14 protein-coding genes are annotated in these 15,552 nt (G+C 67.1%); 4 read left to right on the forward strand and 10 right to left on the reverse strand.

Annotated features, from left to right (window positions below; genetic code table 11):
• Window position 1 precedes the first annotated feature (1 nt).
• Both NWF22_RS06890 and NWF22_RS06895 read right to left on the reverse strand, forming a co-directional pair.
• The gene (locus NWF22_RS06890; protein WP_160900008.1) at window positions 2-499 is read right to left on the reverse strand and encodes a DUF3830 family protein; all 498 of its coding nucleotides are present in this window, start codon (window positions 497-499) and stop codon (window positions 2-4) included.
• Window positions 496-1,917 (reverse strand): amidase, encoded by a 1,422-nt coding sequence (locus NWF22_RS06895; RefSeq protein WP_160900007.1) that lies wholly within the window; start codon window positions 1,915-1,917, stop codon window positions 496-498. Before NWF22_RS06895 ends, NWF22_RS06890 begins: the two co-directional genes overlap by 4 nt.
• A 65-nt stretch (window positions 1,918-1,982) precedes the next feature.
• Between NWF22_RS06895 and NWF22_RS06900 the strand changes: the two genes are divergently transcribed.
• On the forward strand, window positions 1,983-2,726 hold the full coding sequence (locus NWF22_RS06900) for a maleate cis-trans isomerase family protein (protein WP_258321349.1): 744 nt from the start codon (window positions 1,983-1,985) through the stop codon (window positions 2,724-2,726).
• Window positions 2,727-2,737: 11 nt separating this feature from the next.
• On the opposite strand, the gene nhaA is transcribed toward NWF22_RS06900, so the two are convergent.
• From nhaA to NWF22_RS06925, 5 genes are all read right to left on the reverse strand, one after another.
• Window positions 2,738-4,042, reverse strand: coding sequence for a Na+/H+ antiporter NhaA (gene nhaA, locus NWF22_RS06905; protein WP_160900006.1), 1,305 nt, complete (start codon window positions 4,040-4,042; stop codon window positions 2,738-2,740).
• Window positions 4,043-4,335: 293 nt separating this feature from the next.
• The gene (locus tag NWF22_RS06910; RefSeq protein WP_160900005.1) at window positions 4,336-4,734 is read right to left on the reverse strand and encodes a PPOX class F420-dependent oxidoreductase; all 399 of its coding nucleotides are present in this window, start codon (window positions 4,732-4,734) and stop codon (window positions 4,336-4,338) included.
• Between the two features lie 5 nt (window positions 4,735-4,739).
• Window positions 4,740-5,492: a maleate cis-trans isomerase family protein gene (locus NWF22_RS06915; protein ID WP_160900004.1), complete on the reverse strand. Its 753-nt coding sequence runs from the start codon at window positions 5,490-5,492 to the stop codon at window positions 4,740-4,742.
• A 206-nt stretch (window positions 5,493-5,698) separates the two neighbouring features.
• Window positions 5,699-6,307 carry a DNA-3-methyladenine glycosylase I gene (locus NWF22_RS06920; RefSeq protein WP_160900003.1) on the reverse strand — a complete coding sequence of 203 codons (609 nt, stop codon included), beginning with the start codon at window positions 6,305-6,307 and terminating at the stop codon, window positions 5,699-5,701.
• A 54-nt stretch (window positions 6,308-6,361) separates the two neighbouring features.
• Window positions 6,362-7,183, reverse strand: a complete 822-nt coding sequence (locus NWF22_RS06925) for a MerR family transcriptional regulator (RefSeq protein WP_160900002.1) — start codon at window positions 7,181-7,183, stop codon at window positions 6,362-6,364.
• Window positions 7,184-7,370: 187 nt separating this feature from the next.
• Here NWF22_RS06925 and sigK point away from each other — a divergent pair, with 187 nt between their 5' ends.
• Window positions 7,371-7,976, forward strand: coding sequence for an ECF RNA polymerase sigma factor SigK (sigK, locus tag NWF22_RS06930; protein WP_160900001.1), 606 nt, complete (start codon window positions 7,371-7,373; stop codon window positions 7,974-7,976).
• A 122-nt stretch (window positions 7,977-8,098) separates the two neighbouring features.
• Here the strand turns inward: sigK and clpB are convergent, their stop codons facing one another.
• Window positions 8,099-10,651 carry an ATP-dependent chaperone ClpB gene (gene clpB / locus NWF22_RS06935; protein WP_160900000.1) on the reverse strand — a complete coding sequence of 851 codons (2,553 nt, stop codon included), beginning with the start codon at window positions 10,649-10,651 and terminating at the stop codon, window positions 8,099-8,101.
• A gap of 294 nt (window positions 10,652-10,945) precedes the next feature.
• On the opposite strand from clpB, the gene NWF22_RS06940 reads away from it, so the two are divergent.
• Together NWF22_RS06940 and NWF22_RS06945 are read left to right on the forward strand one after the other, a co-directional pair.
• Window positions 10,946-12,025 carry an SDR family oxidoreductase gene (locus NWF22_RS06940; RefSeq protein ID WP_160899999.1) on the forward strand — a complete coding sequence of 360 codons (1,080 nt, stop codon included), beginning with the start codon at window positions 10,946-10,948 and terminating at the stop codon, window positions 12,023-12,025.
• A gap of 30 nt (window positions 12,026-12,055) precedes the next feature.
• Window positions 12,056-14,113 carry a DUF8754 domain-containing protein gene (locus NWF22_RS06945; RefSeq protein WP_160899998.1) on the forward strand — a complete coding sequence of 686 codons (2,058 nt, stop codon included), beginning with the start codon at window positions 12,056-12,058 and terminating at the stop codon, window positions 14,111-14,113.
• Between the two features lie 24 nt (window positions 14,114-14,137).
• Here NWF22_RS06945 and NWF22_RS06950 read toward each other — a convergent pair whose 3' ends face one another.
• Together NWF22_RS06950 and NWF22_RS06955 are read right to left on the reverse strand one after the other, a co-directional pair.
• Window positions 14,138-14,902 (reverse strand): enoyl-CoA hydratase, encoded by a 765-nt coding sequence (locus NWF22_RS06950; protein ID WP_160899997.1) that lies wholly within the window; start codon window positions 14,900-14,902, stop codon window positions 14,138-14,140.
• Window positions 14,903-14,989: 87 nt separating this feature from the next.
• Entirely contained in the window at window positions 14,990-15,514 is a 525-nt protein-coding gene (locus NWF22_RS06955; protein WP_160899996.1) for a MarR family winged helix-turn-helix transcriptional regulator, read from the reverse strand.
• Between the last annotated feature and the right edge of the window lie 38 nt (window positions 15,515-15,552).

The following is a 15,552-nucleotide window of genomic DNA, read 5'->3' on the forward strand; positions in this document are numbered from 1 at the left end:
CTCATGCGCGCCGATACGAGAGGGTCTCCCCACGCGCTCCGCCCATCCAGACGTCGTTGCAGGCGGCTGCGAACTCATCGAGACCTTCGGTGATGGTGCCGAAGACGTTGCCGGGCACCCACCCGACGTCACCGTTGACCAGCAGATTGTTGCGCCCATAGAACACCGCGACATCGATGAGGAGACGATGGTTGCCTGGTGCGCCACCGGGTTCATATCCGTAGGCCGGATTCTCCAGCACACCGTCGAATGTGAAGTAGCACAGGTCGCCTGGTATCGGGGTCACGGTGGTGTTCTCCGGTCCGGGCTCCACCGGAGCAAAGGCCGGCACCAAGGTGTAGATCTCGTTGCGCGCAAACTTGCCGTGATAGACCTGATCACCCAGCGGCAGCGCATCCCAGACGGCGGCCGCGGTGCGGGGCGCCTCATCGTCGAGCAACTTGGCCACCGCGGTCACGCCGCGCTGTTCGAGGGTCACGGTGATGTACCGATCGCTCACCGGCCCCCCTCACGTGTGGCGAACGGGGCGACCCGCTCGTAGGCCGCCGCCACCCGGAGCACCATGTCGTCGTGGTGACGAGCACCGACGATCTGCAGACCGGTGGGCAGCGCCGCGGGTCCGCTGTGGTCGAAGCCGCTCGGCACGGTGATCGCCGGCTGACCGGTCAGATTGAACGGATAGGAATACGGCGTCCACGACGTCCAGTCCGGTGAGTCCGAACCGGCGGGGACGTCGACGCCGGCTTCGAAGGCGACGCGCGGGGTGCTCGGCGTGATGAGAACGTCGTGGTCGAGATGCAGCTTTCCCATCTCCACCCCGAGTGCCATGCGCACCGCGGTGGCGTCCAGATAGTCGGTGGCCGAGAACCCGGCATGCCGGGCTAACGCAGCCGCCAACCCGTGATCGATCTTCTCGTGCGCACCCGGCCCCTGTGCCCGCACCACCACGTCGGCGCCGCTGAACCAGAGGATGTGGTAGGCCCAGGCCGGGTCGTCCCAGCCCAGGTCGATTTCGGTGACGGTCGCGCCCAGCTCGCGCAATTGCTGCACCGCAGCATCGGTGTTGCGTTGCACAGCAGGATCATTCAATCCGAAGCCGAGATCGGGGCTGTACGCGATGCGGACACCACGCAGGTCGTGCGGCGTTTCTGCGAGGATATCGGCGGAGTTCGTCGTCGGGGTGGGCATGGCCCACCAGTCGCGCGAGTCGAATCCGCTGAGCACATCGAGCATCACCGCACAGTCGGTCACGGTCCGGGTCATCGGACCGGCATGGGCGAGCGTGCCGAATGGGCTGGCCGGGTAGAGGGGCACGCGCCCGAAGGTCGGTTTGAGACCAACTATGCCGCAAAAGGAGGCCGGGATACGGATCGATCCGCCACCGTCGGTGCCGATCGAGAGCGGACCGAGCCCGGCGGCGACGGCCGCCGCACTGCCGCCGCTCGATCCCCCCGAGGTCCGCTCGGTGTTCCACGGGTTCCGGGTGACTCCACACCGGGGGCTGTCGGTGACCCCCTTCCATCCGAACTCCGGCGTGGTGACCTTGCCCAGCAAGACGGCGCCGGCTTCGCGTAGCCGGGCCACCGCGGGCGCGTCGACGGCCCACTCGTCGTCGGTGGCGTGGATCAACTCCGAGCCACGCAGTGTGGGCCAGCCGGCGGTCAGGAACAGGTCCTTGATGCTGACGGGCACACCGTCGAGTGGGCCGAGTGGCACGCCGGTGGCGTGACGCTGCGCCGACGCCCGGGCATCGGCCATCGCCGCATCGGGGTCGACCAGGCAGTAGGCGTTGATCGCGGGGTTCTCGGCGTCGATGGTCTGAAGTAGTTCATCGGCGACGGTGACCGGGGAGAACGCCCCCGACCGGTACCCTGCAGCCAACTCGCCGGCAGTGCACCATCGTGCGGTTGTGTGCATCGGTTCCTTCAGCAGATCTCAGGATTGTTGGTAGATTGTTGACAATCTACCTTGGAGGTATGTGAGTGACAACCAGAACGCCGACAGTCGCGCTGCTCTATCCCGGACACGCGGCGGAGGACGACTACCCGCTGGCCGAGACCGCCCTCGACGGCACGATCCGGCTGCCGGTGATCATCACCGAGATCGAGTCCGATGATCACACCGTCGAGGCGATGCGTGCCGTCGGGACCGATATGCCCTTGCGGGAGGGCGCCAACCGCGCCCTGGCCCACGCGCCGGACGCCCTGATCTGGGCATGCACGTCCGGGAGCTTCCTGTACGGCTGGGATGGCGCACACGAGCAGGTCGCCCGGGTGGCCGAGCAGGTGGGCCTACCGGTGTCGTCGACGTCCCTCGCGTTCGCCGCAGCCTGTCGCGAACTCGGTGTGACGTCGGTGTCGGTGGCCGCCACCTATCCCGCCCCGGTCGCCGACGGCTTCACGGCCTTCCTCGCCGGCGCGGGCGTGACGGTGATCTCCTCGTCCGCGCACGACATCCACACCGCCACCGAAGCCGGAATCCTGGACGGCGACAACCTATTCGAGATGGTCCGGGCGGCCGACTCACCCGATGTACAGGCGATTCTGGTGCCCGACACCGCCTTGCACACGATCGGCTGGGTCGCCGACCTCGAGCGCGAGATCGGCAAGCCCGTCCTGACCGCCAATCAGGTCACCGTCTGGCAGGCCACCCGACTGGTGGGTGTGGACGCGACGACCAACGGGTTGGGCATGCTGTTCACGTCGGACGCGGCCGCGTCCGCCTGACGTCGTACCCATCACGACCGCGGACAGGCCGCCGGAACGTCGGACCGGTGAACGTCACGCGCCTGGGCCTCCCGGAGCCGTCGGTAGTGCCGGTTGCGCGTACGCAACACGATCGTGGCGAGGGTTGCCGACAGCACCGAGCCGAACAGCACGCCGACCTTGACGTACTCCTGCCGGTCGGGATCGTCGGCGAAGGCCAGTTCGCCGATCAACAACGACACGGTGAACCCGATGCCCGCCAGCATGGCGGCGCCGACCACATCGACCCATTTCAGGCTCGTGTCGAGGGCTGCCGGGGTCGCCTTTGTCACCAGCCATGTGGTCCCGAGGATCCCCACGACCTTGCCGATCACCAGCCCGGCCACGATCCCCAGCGCCACCGGCTCGGAGAGCACCGAGACGAGGCCACCGAGCCCGCCGAACGCCACCCCGGCGGCGAAGAATGCGAACACCGGGACGGCCAGCCCCGCGGAGAGCGGTCGGATCCTGTGCTCGAAATGTTCAGCCAAACCGGGGCCACCATCCCGGTCGCCGGTTCTGTTGGCACGCAACACCGGCACAGTGAACCCGAGCAGCACACCGGCAACCGTGGCGTGCACCCCCGACTCGTGCACAAAGGTCCAGGTGAACGCGGCCAGGGGGACCAGCAACCACCACGATGTGATGCGGCGCTGAACGAGAATCGCGAACAGCGCCAACGGAAGCAGGGCAAGACCCAGGAAGGTCACGTCGATGGTGTCGCTGTAGAACACCGCGATGATCGTGATTGCCAACAGGTCGTCGACCACAGCGAGCGTGAGCAAGAATGTCCGCAAGGCGATCGGCAGATGCGTCGCGACCACCGCCAGAATCGCGATGGCGAAGGCGATATCGGTTGCTGCCGGTATCGCCCAGCCCTGCATCGCCGCCGCGCCCTGCCGGTAGGTCACGGCGATGAACAGTGCTGCGGGAACGACCATTCCGCCGATCGCCGCGGCGATCGGCAGGGCCGCGCGCCGCGGATCGCGGAGATCGCCGGCCACGAACTCTCGTTTGAGTTCCAGTCCGACGACGAAGAAGAAGATCGCGAGCAGGCCGTCGGCCGCCCAGGCCGACAGACTCAGATCCAGATGCAGGCCGACCACATCCGCGCCGACCTGGGTCTCGCCGAGCGCCTCGTAGCCGCCACCCCATGGCGAGTTCGCCCAGATGAGCGCCAGCAGGGCGGCACCCAGCAGCAGGAAGCCACCGACGGCGTCCCGCCGCAGGAGGTTAGCGACCGACAACGACCTTTTGGTTTGTGGGAATACGGGTTTCGCCGACACCGATTCGGTCATGGCGAAACATCGTTCGCCACGAGATAGTGTTTGCGCTCGCTCATCGAGCAATGATGAACCCACATGAGGTGTCCTTCGCCTTTCGTCGCCGACTGTTCACACGTGGGCGTCGCACCAGCGACAGCACCTCGTGGCCGACCAGGCTTCCCGGCACACCGCGGACCAGTGTAGCCGAACGAATCCTCATGGCGCACATCGATTGCCTGCGAGCACCGTAGATCTCTGTCGAAATAGTCTGCTCCACAACGGATTACCGAACCGACCCGTAGGCCGGCTCGGTTGGCTGCAGAGCGTCAGGTCATCGACGGCGTGATCGCGATGCCCACGGTGCCCGACTTGCCGCGCCGCCATGACGACGCCGTAACCAGGGCCTTGCCCAGCAGTCCGTACTTGCGACCGATGAGTTCACGGGCGCGTTCGGTCCCCGCCGCGTCGAGAATCTCGGCCGTGCCGGTGACCGCGGCGCCGCGCCTTTTCTTCCCGCGGGCATCACAGGCCTGCACCTCGACCCGGTTGTCACGGCGGATACGTTTCACCTTCCACGACTCTGTTTCCGTCCACACCACCATGCGGCCGCCGTCCATCGCAGCCCAGATGGGCGTGGGTTTCGGCGTGCCGTCTTTGCGAAACGTGGTCAGCAGAACGTATTTGGCGTCGGCGGCCTCGCCGAATGGTGACTGCGCATCAGACATGACCGTCAGGCTACCCGCGCGAACAGCGACTGCCCGTCGTCGGCCGACAGCGACTCGGCCACCAGCCCGGCCTCGGACAAGGTCGCCCACGCGGTGACCTGATTGGCCGACAGCACCGGCTTGCCGAGTTCGGCCTCCATCAGCCCGAGGATCTCGTAGGTCCACAGGTTGGTGCAGGACACGAAGATCGCATCGGCGTCGGGGTGATCGGCCCGTCGGATCAGATCGCAGGTGACGGCGTACGGAATCGTCCAGATCTCGTGGTCGCGGCCCAGACCCGCCTGCGACACCACCGTCCGGCCGGCCTCGCCGATGAAGTCGCAGAGCAGCCCGGTCAGCGCCGACGTGTACGGCGTGGCCACCGCGATCCGACTGATGTCCATCGCGTCGAGCGCGCGCACCAGCGCCTCGGATGTGGTCACCGCCGCGGTCGCGCCGGCCGCGACCATACAGTGCGACAACTCCCTGGCACCTTGCATACCGTAGACGAAACTCCCGGACGCACAGGCATATCCGACCACCCGCGGCCCGACCGCGGTGATGCTGTGGACGGCGGCGGCGATGTCGGCGTGATTGTTGAGATCACGGCACAGGTCGACGTCGACCGGGGCATCGATGAAGCCGGTCCGCGTGAAGTAGATCGACGCCGAGTCCGGCATCCACCGCCACAGCTCACGATCGAGGGCCATGTCGAACGGACACACCATGCCGATACCCACCTGCTGCTGCGGGACGCCCGTGACCTCTACCGGTTTCATGCAGGAATGATAGGACGTTGTCGGATTGTCAACAATCTGTGCGAGGTGACATTTGTGTTACACGATCTCCGCTGGTCAGTCGCCGATTTCGATCACAATCACACGCTCGGCACGCGGGCTCTCTCGGTGCGGGTCGGTCGGGTGAGAGCGGGTCGTCGACGGCCCACGTCACCCGACACGGCAATCGTCGCCCAACACGATCCGCGTCAGCCCAGTGGACCTGCGAGACGCGCCGCTGCCCGCGCCACCGCGACCCGCTCGCGCGTCACGCACTCGTACGCGTGGTCGTTGACGATCCCGCTCGCTTGCAGGAGTGCGAACATCGTGGTGGGTCCGACGAACTTCCAGCCGCGCTTCTTGAGCTCCTTGGACAGCGCCACCGACTCCGCCGAGGTGGTCTGCGACTGCGGTTCCGGTTCTGCCTCGGACTCGTAGCGCCAGAAGAACCCGGGCAGTGATCCCTGCGTATCGATCAGTTCCGCGGCCCGCCGGGCGTTGTTGATGGTCGCCTCGATCTTGCCCCGATGGCGGATGATGCCCGCATCACCGAGGAGCCGGTCGACGTCGGCCTCGGTGAAGCGGGCCACCTTCTCGATGGAGAAGCCGGCGAACGCGGCCCGGAAGTTCTCCCGTTTGGTGAGGATGGTCCGCCAGCTCAGACCGGACTGGAAGCCCTCGAGGGCCACCCGTTCGAAGAATGCGTCGTCGCCGTGGAGAGGAAATCCCCATTCGTCGTCGTGATAGGACGTCTCCGGCTCGACCGCGGCCCAGCCGCAGCGTGTCACGCCGTCGTCTCCGGTGGTCACAAACGACATGGCTACTCCTCTGTTCGGCGGACGATCGGCACCCTACCGGGTGGCTACGACACGTCAGGCCGACGCGGTGATCGGCATCTGCAGCTCGGTCTGCCACTTCTGCTCCGGCTCCGGATGGCTGACCAGATACACCTCGCGGGCGGTGCCGTCGGTGACGTACCCGTTGTCCTCGATCCAGGTCGCCAAGGTCTGGTATCCCTCGCCGATGTTGGCCATCTCGCCGTGATGCACGTAGGCGGCGACCTGCTCCTGCGCCGGCAGCGTGGAGACCTCGAGGCCGTCGACGCTCACGTCGTCGGCGACGGTGCACGCCGCGCTGACCGACAGCTTTCCGTCGGCGGTGGGCGCGTAGGTCGCGACGATCGGTCCCGCGGGCTCGACCCCGGACGGCCCCAGAATGGCGAACAGTTCGCCGAACAGCCGTTGGATGACGGGTCCGACGTCGGCGGAGTCGGTGCTCTCGGCGACGCCGGTGACCGACGCGATGCGTAGGGCGTCGACGGATTTCACGGTGACGGAACTGGTGCTCATGGTGCCTTCCCTCTCGATCATCCGGAGTCTCGCCTCGATGCGTCGGAGCCGGTCGGTGTCGGCCTCGATCTGGGCGGCCACCTGCGATTGCCGCAGCGTGAGCATGCCCCGCAACTCGGCGGTGTCGACGTCGGCGTCGATGATCCGGGTCACCTCCGACAAGGTGAACCCCAGATCCTTCAGCGCGACCAGCCGATTGAGTCGGCGCAGTTGCTCGGCCTCGTAGTACCGATAGCCGGTGAACGCGTCGACCCGTGCCGGTTGCAGCAACCCGATCGAGTCGTAGTGGCGCAACATTCGCACCGACACCCGACCCATCGTGGCGAAATCTCCGATGGTGAACATGACACGATCACACTCCTGTCTCACACGGTGTCAGGGTCAAGCGCTCCGAGCCATGTCCGCGTCGTTATCTTCTCGTTATCGTGCGTTGCGATCGGATCGCAGATGCATCCTCGGTGGCGCTTGCAGGGGCCGCACGCACATACCGTGGGGACATCGGAGGAGGCAGCATGATGCAACGGGATGATCGATGACGGTTCTCGACAGTCCGCGCGCACCGGCGATCGGACCGGTCGCTCCGTCCGACCTCGACCTCGCCGGCTTGCTCGGCCGCGTCGCCGACGGCGACCACACCGCCTTTGCCGAGCTCTACGATCACACCTGCGAGCGGGTGTTCGGCATGGTGCAGCGCGTGCTGCGCGATCCCGGGTACAGCGAGGAAACCACGCAAGAGGTCTACCTGCACGTGTGGCGCTCGGCCGGATCCTTCGACCCGGCCGCCGGATCGGCCCTCGCGTGGCTGATCACGCTGGCACATCGTCGTGCCGTCGACCGGGTGCGCGCGGAGGCCGCGGCACAGCGTCGGAGCACCACCTTCGGGCTCGCGTCACGACCCCGCGAAGTCGACGAGGTGTCCGACGCCGTGGAATTGCGGGCACGCCGCCGCGAGGTCCGCGACGGCATGGAGGCGCTCACCGCACTACAGCGAGAATCGGTGGAACTGGCCTACTTTCAGGGTCTGACCTACCGAGAGGTGGCGGAGCGTCTGGACATCGGGTTGCCGACGGTGAAGTCGCGCATCCGCGACGGCATGCGCCGACTGCGGGCGCAGCTGGAGCCCGGCCAGGCCGCATAGCGAAACCCGCACTCAGCAACCCCTGCCCATGACCGAAATCGGCTCCCTCAGCGGGCACCGAGGGGATATCCCCTCGGACCGACCTGAGAGAGCCGATTCCAGTCAGTACCGACTCTGCCGGCTCAGCCGAGCACCAACGATTCCCCGTCGGCACCCACGTTCACCGGCACGACGTCGCCGTCGTGGATGTTGCCGGCCAGCAACGACTTCGCGAGCTGGTCGCCGATCGCCTGCTGCACCAGCCGCCGCAGCGGACGGGCACCGTAGAGCGGATCGAAACCACGTTCGGCCAGCCATTCCTTGGCCTTCGGCGTCACCTCGAGCTCCAGCCGACGCTGCGCCAGGCGCTTGCCCAGCTGAGCGAGCTGGATGTCGACGATGGAGACCAGTTCCTCCGGGCTCAGCGCGTCGAAGACGATGACGTCGTCGAGCCGGTTGATGAACTCCGGCTTGAACCGACTGCGCACGGCCATCATCACCTGGTCCTTGTCACCACCCGCGCCCAGGTTGGATGTGAGGATGAGGATGGTGTTGCGGAAGTCCACCGTGCGTCCCTGACCGTCGGTCAGGCGACCTTCGTCGAGCACCTGCAGCAGCACGTCGAACACGTCCGGGTGGGCTTTCTCGATCTCGTCGAACAGCACCACCGTGTACGGACGGCGCCGCACCGCCTCGGTCAGCTGACCGCCCGCCTCGTAGCCGACGTAGCCGGGAGGTGCACCGACAAGCCGTGCGACGCTGTGCTTCTCGCCGTACTCACTCATGTCGATACGCACCATCGCACGCTCGTCGTCGAACAGGAACTCGGCCAGCGCCTTGGCCAGCTCGGTCTTGCCGACGCCGGTGGGGCCGAGGAACATGAACGAGCCCAGCGGACGGTTCGGATCGGCCACGCCGGCACGGGCACGCCGCACCGCGTCGGACACCGCCTGCACCGCCACCTTCTGGCCGATGACCCGTTGTCCGAGTTCGTCTTCCATGCGCAGCAGCTTGGCGGTCTCGCCTTCCAACATGCGGCCGGCGGGGATTCCGGTCCACGACGACACGACCTGCGCCACGTCGTCGGGTCCGACCTCCTCCTGCAGCATCACGTCCTGGCCGGGGTCGGTGCCGGTCTTCTCCAGCGCCGCCGCCAGTTCCTTCTCCAGGCCGGGGATCTTGCCGTAGCGCAGCTCGGCGGCACGGCCGAGGTCGCTCTCGCGTTCGGCGCGATCGGCCTCTCCGCGAAGACGTTCCAGCTCCTCCTTGACGTCACGGACGGCGTCGATGGCGGTCTTCTCCGACTGCCAGCGGGCCGAGAGCTCGTTGAGCTTCTCCTTCTGGTCGGCGAGTTCGCCGCGCAGCTTCTCCAGGCGCTCCTTCGAGGCCTCGTCGGTCTCCTTCTGCAGGGCGACCTCCTCGACCTCGAGGCGGCGCACGATGCGCTCGACCTCGTCGATCTCGACCGGCCGCGAGTCGATCTCCATCCGCAGCCGCGACGCGGCCTCGTCGACGAGGTCGATCGCCTTGTCCGGCAGGAAACGTGAGGTGATGTAGCGATCCGACAGCGTGGCCGCCGACACCAGCGCGGAGTCGGTGATGCGCACACCGTGGTGCACCTCGTAGCGATCCTTGAGCCCACGCAGGATGCCGATGGTGTCCTCCACCGACGGCTCACCCACATAGACCTGCTGGAAGCGTCGCTCGAGGGCAGCATCCTTCTCGATGTGCTGGCGGTACTCCTCCAACGTCGTGGCGCCCACCAGCCGCAGCTCACCGCGGGCGAGCATCGGCTTGATCATGTTGCCGGCGTCCATCGCGGAGTCGCCGGTCGCACCGGCACCGACGATGGTGTGCAGCTCGTCGATGAAGGTGATGACCTGACCGGCCGATCCCTTGATCTCGTCGAGCACCGCCTTCAGACGCTCCTCGAACTCGCCGCGATACTTGGCGCCGGCCACCATCGAACCCATGTCCAGGGAGATGACCGTCTTGTTCCGCAGGGACTCCGGGACGTCGCCGGCGATGATGCGCTGCGCCAGTCCCTCGACGATGGCCGTCTTGCCGACGCCCGGCTCACCGATGAGGACCGGGTTGTTCTTGGTGCGGCGGCTCAGCACCTGCACCACGCGGCGGATCTCGGTGTCACGGCCGATGACCGGGTCGAGTTTGCCCTCCCGAGCGGCTGCGGTCAGGTCCGTGGAGTACTTCTCCAGCGCCTGATAGGTCGATTCCGGGTCCTCGCTGGTCACGCGGGCACTGCCGCGCACCGACACGAAGGCGTCGCGCAGGGCCTGCGGAGTCGCGCCGACATTCGCCAGGAGCTTGGCGGCGTCCGAGTCGCCGGTCGCCAGGCCGACGAGGATGTGCTCGGTGGAGACGTACTCGTCGTCGAGCTCACCGGCGAGCTGCTGGGCTGCGCTGATCGCCGCGATCGACTCGCGGGAGAGCTGCGGCTGCGCACTCGCGCTGGACACCGTCGGAGCGCGGCTCACCAGCGCCTGGGCCTGCGACCGAACCGTCGACGGGTCCACCCCGACCGCCTTCAGCAGCGGTGCGGCGATGCCGTCGGACTGGTCGAGCAGCGCCACCAGGATGTGAGCCGGGCGCACGTCGGAATTGCCAGCAGAGGCCGCCGCCTGCACAGCGGCGCTCAGGGCCTGCTGCGTCTTGGTGGTCGGGTTGAAGCTGTCCACGGGCGTGTACCTTTCTCTCTTTAGTCCAACAGGCTCAAGTATGAGCCATTCGGCAGGTGTAACGCCAGCTAAGTTGAGTCCATTCCGCTCAACCTTACCGACGCTATGAAGTGGGTCACACTCATGGTCGCAGCCACGCTCAACACCCGACGCTGCGCTCCCCACCCACGACGAGAAAGGGCCGAAGGTCCCACCACCGGTGGCCGAGAGCCCGACTGCAACCGCCGCCGGCCGCAATATAGTTCGGGTAGCGGCGCCGTTCGACGCGTCGCTGCTCGACGAGGAGGCGACCGGATGTCAACGGTGCTGATGACAGGATTCCCCGGCTTTCTCGGATCAGCACTGTTGCCGCGTGTGCTCGCCCGCCGGTCAGGTTCGACGATGCTGTGTGTTGTTCAGGATCGCCATCTCGACACCGCTCGCGAGCGGCTCGCCACCATCGAGCAGGCCCATCCCGACATCGCCGACCGCACCGAACTCGTCGTCGGCGACATCACCGTGGCAGGTCTGGGCCTGGGTGCCGATGCCGCACGAGATGTCGACGAGGTGTGGCACCTGGCCGCCGTGTACGACCTCGCGGTGGGACTCGAAATCGCGCAGAAGGTGAATGTCGACGGCACCGCCAACGTCATCGCGTTCTGCCAGGGACTGAGCAGACTACGCCGCCTGCAGTACGTCAGCACCTGTTATGTCAGCGGACGGTACGACGGCGAGTTCGGCGAGGACGATCTCGACGTCGGCCAGGAGTTCTACAACCACTACGAGACAACCAAGTTCGAGGCGGAGAAGCTGGTCCGGGCCGTCATCGCCGACGGGTTGCCGGCGACGATCTACCGTCCCGGCATCGTCGTCGGCGACTCCGTCACCGGCGAGACGCAGAAGTACGACGGGCCGTACTTCGTCGCCGAATTCCTGCGCCGCCAACGGTTGCCCGTCGCGATGCTGCCCGCCGTCGACAAGACGGTACGGACCTCGCTCGTGCCGCGCGACTTCGTCATCGCCGCGATGGACGAATTGTCGGTGCACGAGGCGACGGTCGGCCGCACCTACGCACTCACCGACCCCGAACCGCCGGCCGCGGCGGAGGTCGCGCAGACCTTCGCCCACCACCTCGGCAAACGGGTCGTCTACCTCCCGGTGCCGCTGGGCATCGTGCGGACCGCGCTGAACACCGTTCCCGGCCTCGAATGGGCTCTCGGCATGCCCGCCGAGGTGATCGACTACTTCTCCACCCGCACCTCGTACTCGACGACGAACACCGTCGCCGAGCTCGACGGGACCGGTGTCGAATGTCCACCGTTCGCCGACTACGCCGACCGGCTGCTCGACTTCATGCTCGCGCACCCCGCCATCGGCTCGGCCGCCATGGTCTGACGCACCCCACCGCACAGGATCGAAATCATCATGGTCGCCCACACCTCCGGACTCATCGCCAACGTCAGCCTGGCCTCGTCGCAGCGTGACTACGACGTCACCGGTAACTTCCTGCATCACCGGTTTCGCATCGTGCGACAGGGCACCGACGGCAACCTCGCCGATGCCGAGGCGTTGGCCCGGTCGTGGCAGGAGCGCGGCGCCACCGTCGTCGCGGTGACCGGCATCCGCGAGGCGCGTGCCGTCGGCCTCTACCGCGGTGACCTCGCCGCGCTGCAGAAGGTCCGGCGAGCGGTCACCGACACGCTGGTAACCGACGGTCATCGGCTGCGGGACATCCTGCAGGAGTGGGCCATCCGCCACGTCCAAGACGAGATGCCCGGGCTCTTCAACAATGCCCGGGTGGCGGCCCTGGGGGGCGACAACCACGACCGCACGGTACGGATCCTGCGCGAGTACACCGACAACATCACCGTCGCCGACCCGCTGCTGCCCTTCGACATCCCGGCCCGACTCGATGCGGTCCCGGCTCTCGCCATGCTCGCCGACGTCGGCACCCTGTCGATGCAGGTTCTGCCCGATCCGATCCGATCCCGAATCGGCATTCCCCACTTCGTCAACGATCGACTGATGGCGCGCACAGCCGCCCGGGAAGCCGATGTGGTGGTCGCCACCTACGAAGAGCTGGCCGGCTTCGGCCTCGAGGACCTCGCCGGCAAGACCCTGGTGACCGCCTCGATCGACGACGAGCGGCTCACCGAACTCGCCTCCCGCGGAGTGGATATGGTGATCGATGCGACGCCACAACCCTTTGCGGTCACCGTCAACGCCGCCGTCCTCGAAGCACTGATGATGGCGTCGGTGCACGAGTCCGCCGTCCTCTCCGACGACGATCTGCTCGACATGATCACCTCGGCCGGCATCGAACCCCGGCTCCTGTTTCCGAATGGGCCCAAACGCAAGAGCCGGTTCGCGTTCGTCATCCATCCGCTCTCCCAGGAGAACTTCACGAAGGTCCAACCGCTGCGGACCATCACCGGCGTGACCCCCGCGGTGGTGACCGACACGATCGAGAAGATGCTGGCCTACGCGCCACCGTTCGTCTACAGCCACATCACCGGCATCGTCTCCCCGACCGGCGCCGAGGCCGAAGGTTGGTTGATCAGCGTCGGCGGCACTCCGAAGGAACTGATGGCGCACAGCCCCGAGTTCACCTACGCCCGCCTGCTCGCCGCCGCCGAGACGGCGAAGAAGCTCGGCGCCCAGATCATGGGGCTCGGCGCATTCACCAAGGTCGTCGGCGACGCCGGCGTCACCGTCGCGATGAAGGCGCCCCTGCCGATCACCACCGGCAACAGTTACAGCGCCTCGGGTGCCCTGTGGGCCGCCCACGACGCGCTCGACCGCCTCGGACTCGCCGAACGCGACGAGCACGGCCGACTGAAGGGCAAGGCGATGGTCGTGGGCGCCACCGGGTCGATCGGCTCGGTGTGTGCGCGCCTGCTGGCGCTGGCCGCCGACGAACTCTGGCTCGTCTCACCGGAATCGGCGAAGCTGCTCGAACTCAAGAGCGACATCGAGCGTGCTCACCCGCGCGCCACGATCCACGTCGCCGCGACCCCGGACGCGCAACTGCCCGAGATGGACCTGATCGTCACCGCGACCTCCGGAGCCGGCAAGCGGGTGCTCGACATCATGGCGGTCAAACCGGGGTGCATCATCACCGACGTCGCCCGTCCACTCGACCTGCCGCCCGAGGACGTCGCCAAGCGTCCCGACGTCCTCGTCATCGAGTCCGGCGAGATCGAGTTGCCCGGCACCGACGTGCACCTCGGTGACATCGGCCTGCCGCCGCATGTGGCCTACGCCTGCCTCGCCGAAACGGTCGCACTCGCGCTCGAGGGCCGCTACGAAACCTTCACCGTCGGCCGCAACATCAGCTGGGAGAAGGTGAAAGAGATCTACCAGATCGGGCTCAAGCACGGCATGAAGCTGGCGGCGATCTCCGGCGTCAACGGGATGTTCACCGACGAGGACATCTCGCGGGTGCGGGAGTTGGCGCTGGCGCGGCGCGCGGCCGCACTCTGAGCCCGGCCCCGACTGCCGGCAGCCCTACAACTGCGCCCGGTTACTCGCCATGACATTGCGCCGATTGGACTCCAACGCGTCCCAGTCCGGTGTGGTCGCGGTGGCCATCTCACCCTCGACCGCCAGAGCCGGCCCGGTGGTCGCATCCCAGCCGGCGTCGTAGATCTGCTTGACCGAGCGCAGCATCTGACCGTCGGTGTCGGCGATCCGCCGCGCCACCTCCAGCGCACGACCGACGAGGTCATCGTGCGCGACGACCTCGGTGACCAGCCCGATGCGCAGCGCAAGATCGGCATCCACGACGTCGCCGGTGAACGACATGCGCCGCGCCCAACCCGGACCGACACGATCGGGCAGCCGCACCGTCATCCCGCCACCGGGCAGCACGCCCACCCGGGCGTGGGTGTCGGCGAAGTTCGCTCGGTCACTGGCGATGAGGAAGTCACATCCGAGCGCGATCTCGAATCCACCGGTGAAGGCCGCCCCGTTCACGGCGCCGATCACGGGGGTGGCGAGCTCACCGACGAGGCGGATGCAGTTCGACTCGCGGATGGCCTCCAGGTACGCCGGTCCGTCGGCAGCCAGGCTCTTGAGATCGAGGCCGGCGCAGAATGCCGGGTCGGCGCCGGTCAGCACGATGACCCGCACGGCGTTGTCCGCGTCGAGTCGGCGCAGCGCAGAACTCAGGCCGTGCGCCAGATCCGGGCTCAGCGCGTTGCGTGCCTGCGGCCGGTTGAGAGTCACGAGTGCGACGCCGTCGCGTACATCCACCAGAAGCGTTTCGGTCACCGCAGTGACACTACGCGCGCAACCACGGCCGATACCTGCGATTGGTCTCGACGATCCCCTCGCCATCGATCGCTCGATCGTCCACGATCACTGCCCCGACCGTGGGTCACTCCGACCCTCCCACATGATCGGGTCTTCCTGCGGCAAGGGCAGATCCAGGCCGAGCTCGGCCATGTGCGGGAGGATGCGGTCGATCACCGAGTTGAGGTGCGCCAGATCGTCGGCGTCCAGCGCGTCGAAGATCAGTCGGTGCGCCTCGTCGCCATGCTTCGGCGCCGCCGCCTGCACGAGATCCATGCCGGCATCGGTGAGCATCACCGACACCGCGCGGCGGTCATTGCCGGTGGGCGACTTGATCCGGCGGACCCACCCGCGGCGCTCCATCGCGGTCACGGAGTGCGACAACCGACTCTGCTCGCTCTGCGCGAGCACCACCAGGCGCCGCATGCCGATGGTCCGATCGGGCGCCTCGGACAGCCGGAACAGGATGATGTACTGCGAGTGAGTCAGTCCGCTGTCGCGGCGGAGTTGGACGTCGAGCGCGTCGTCGAGGAGCGTCGACAGCGTCAGGAACCCCCGAAACGCCCGCTGTTCGTCCGGTGTGAGCGCCATGGTGACAGCGTAACAACTTGTTGAACTTTCATGTAGAT

The organism is Gordonia mangrovi (assembly GCF_024734075.1).
Taxonomy (GTDB): domain Bacteria; phylum Actinomycetota; class Actinomycetes; order Mycobacteriales; family Mycobacteriaceae; genus Gordonia; species Gordonia mangrovi.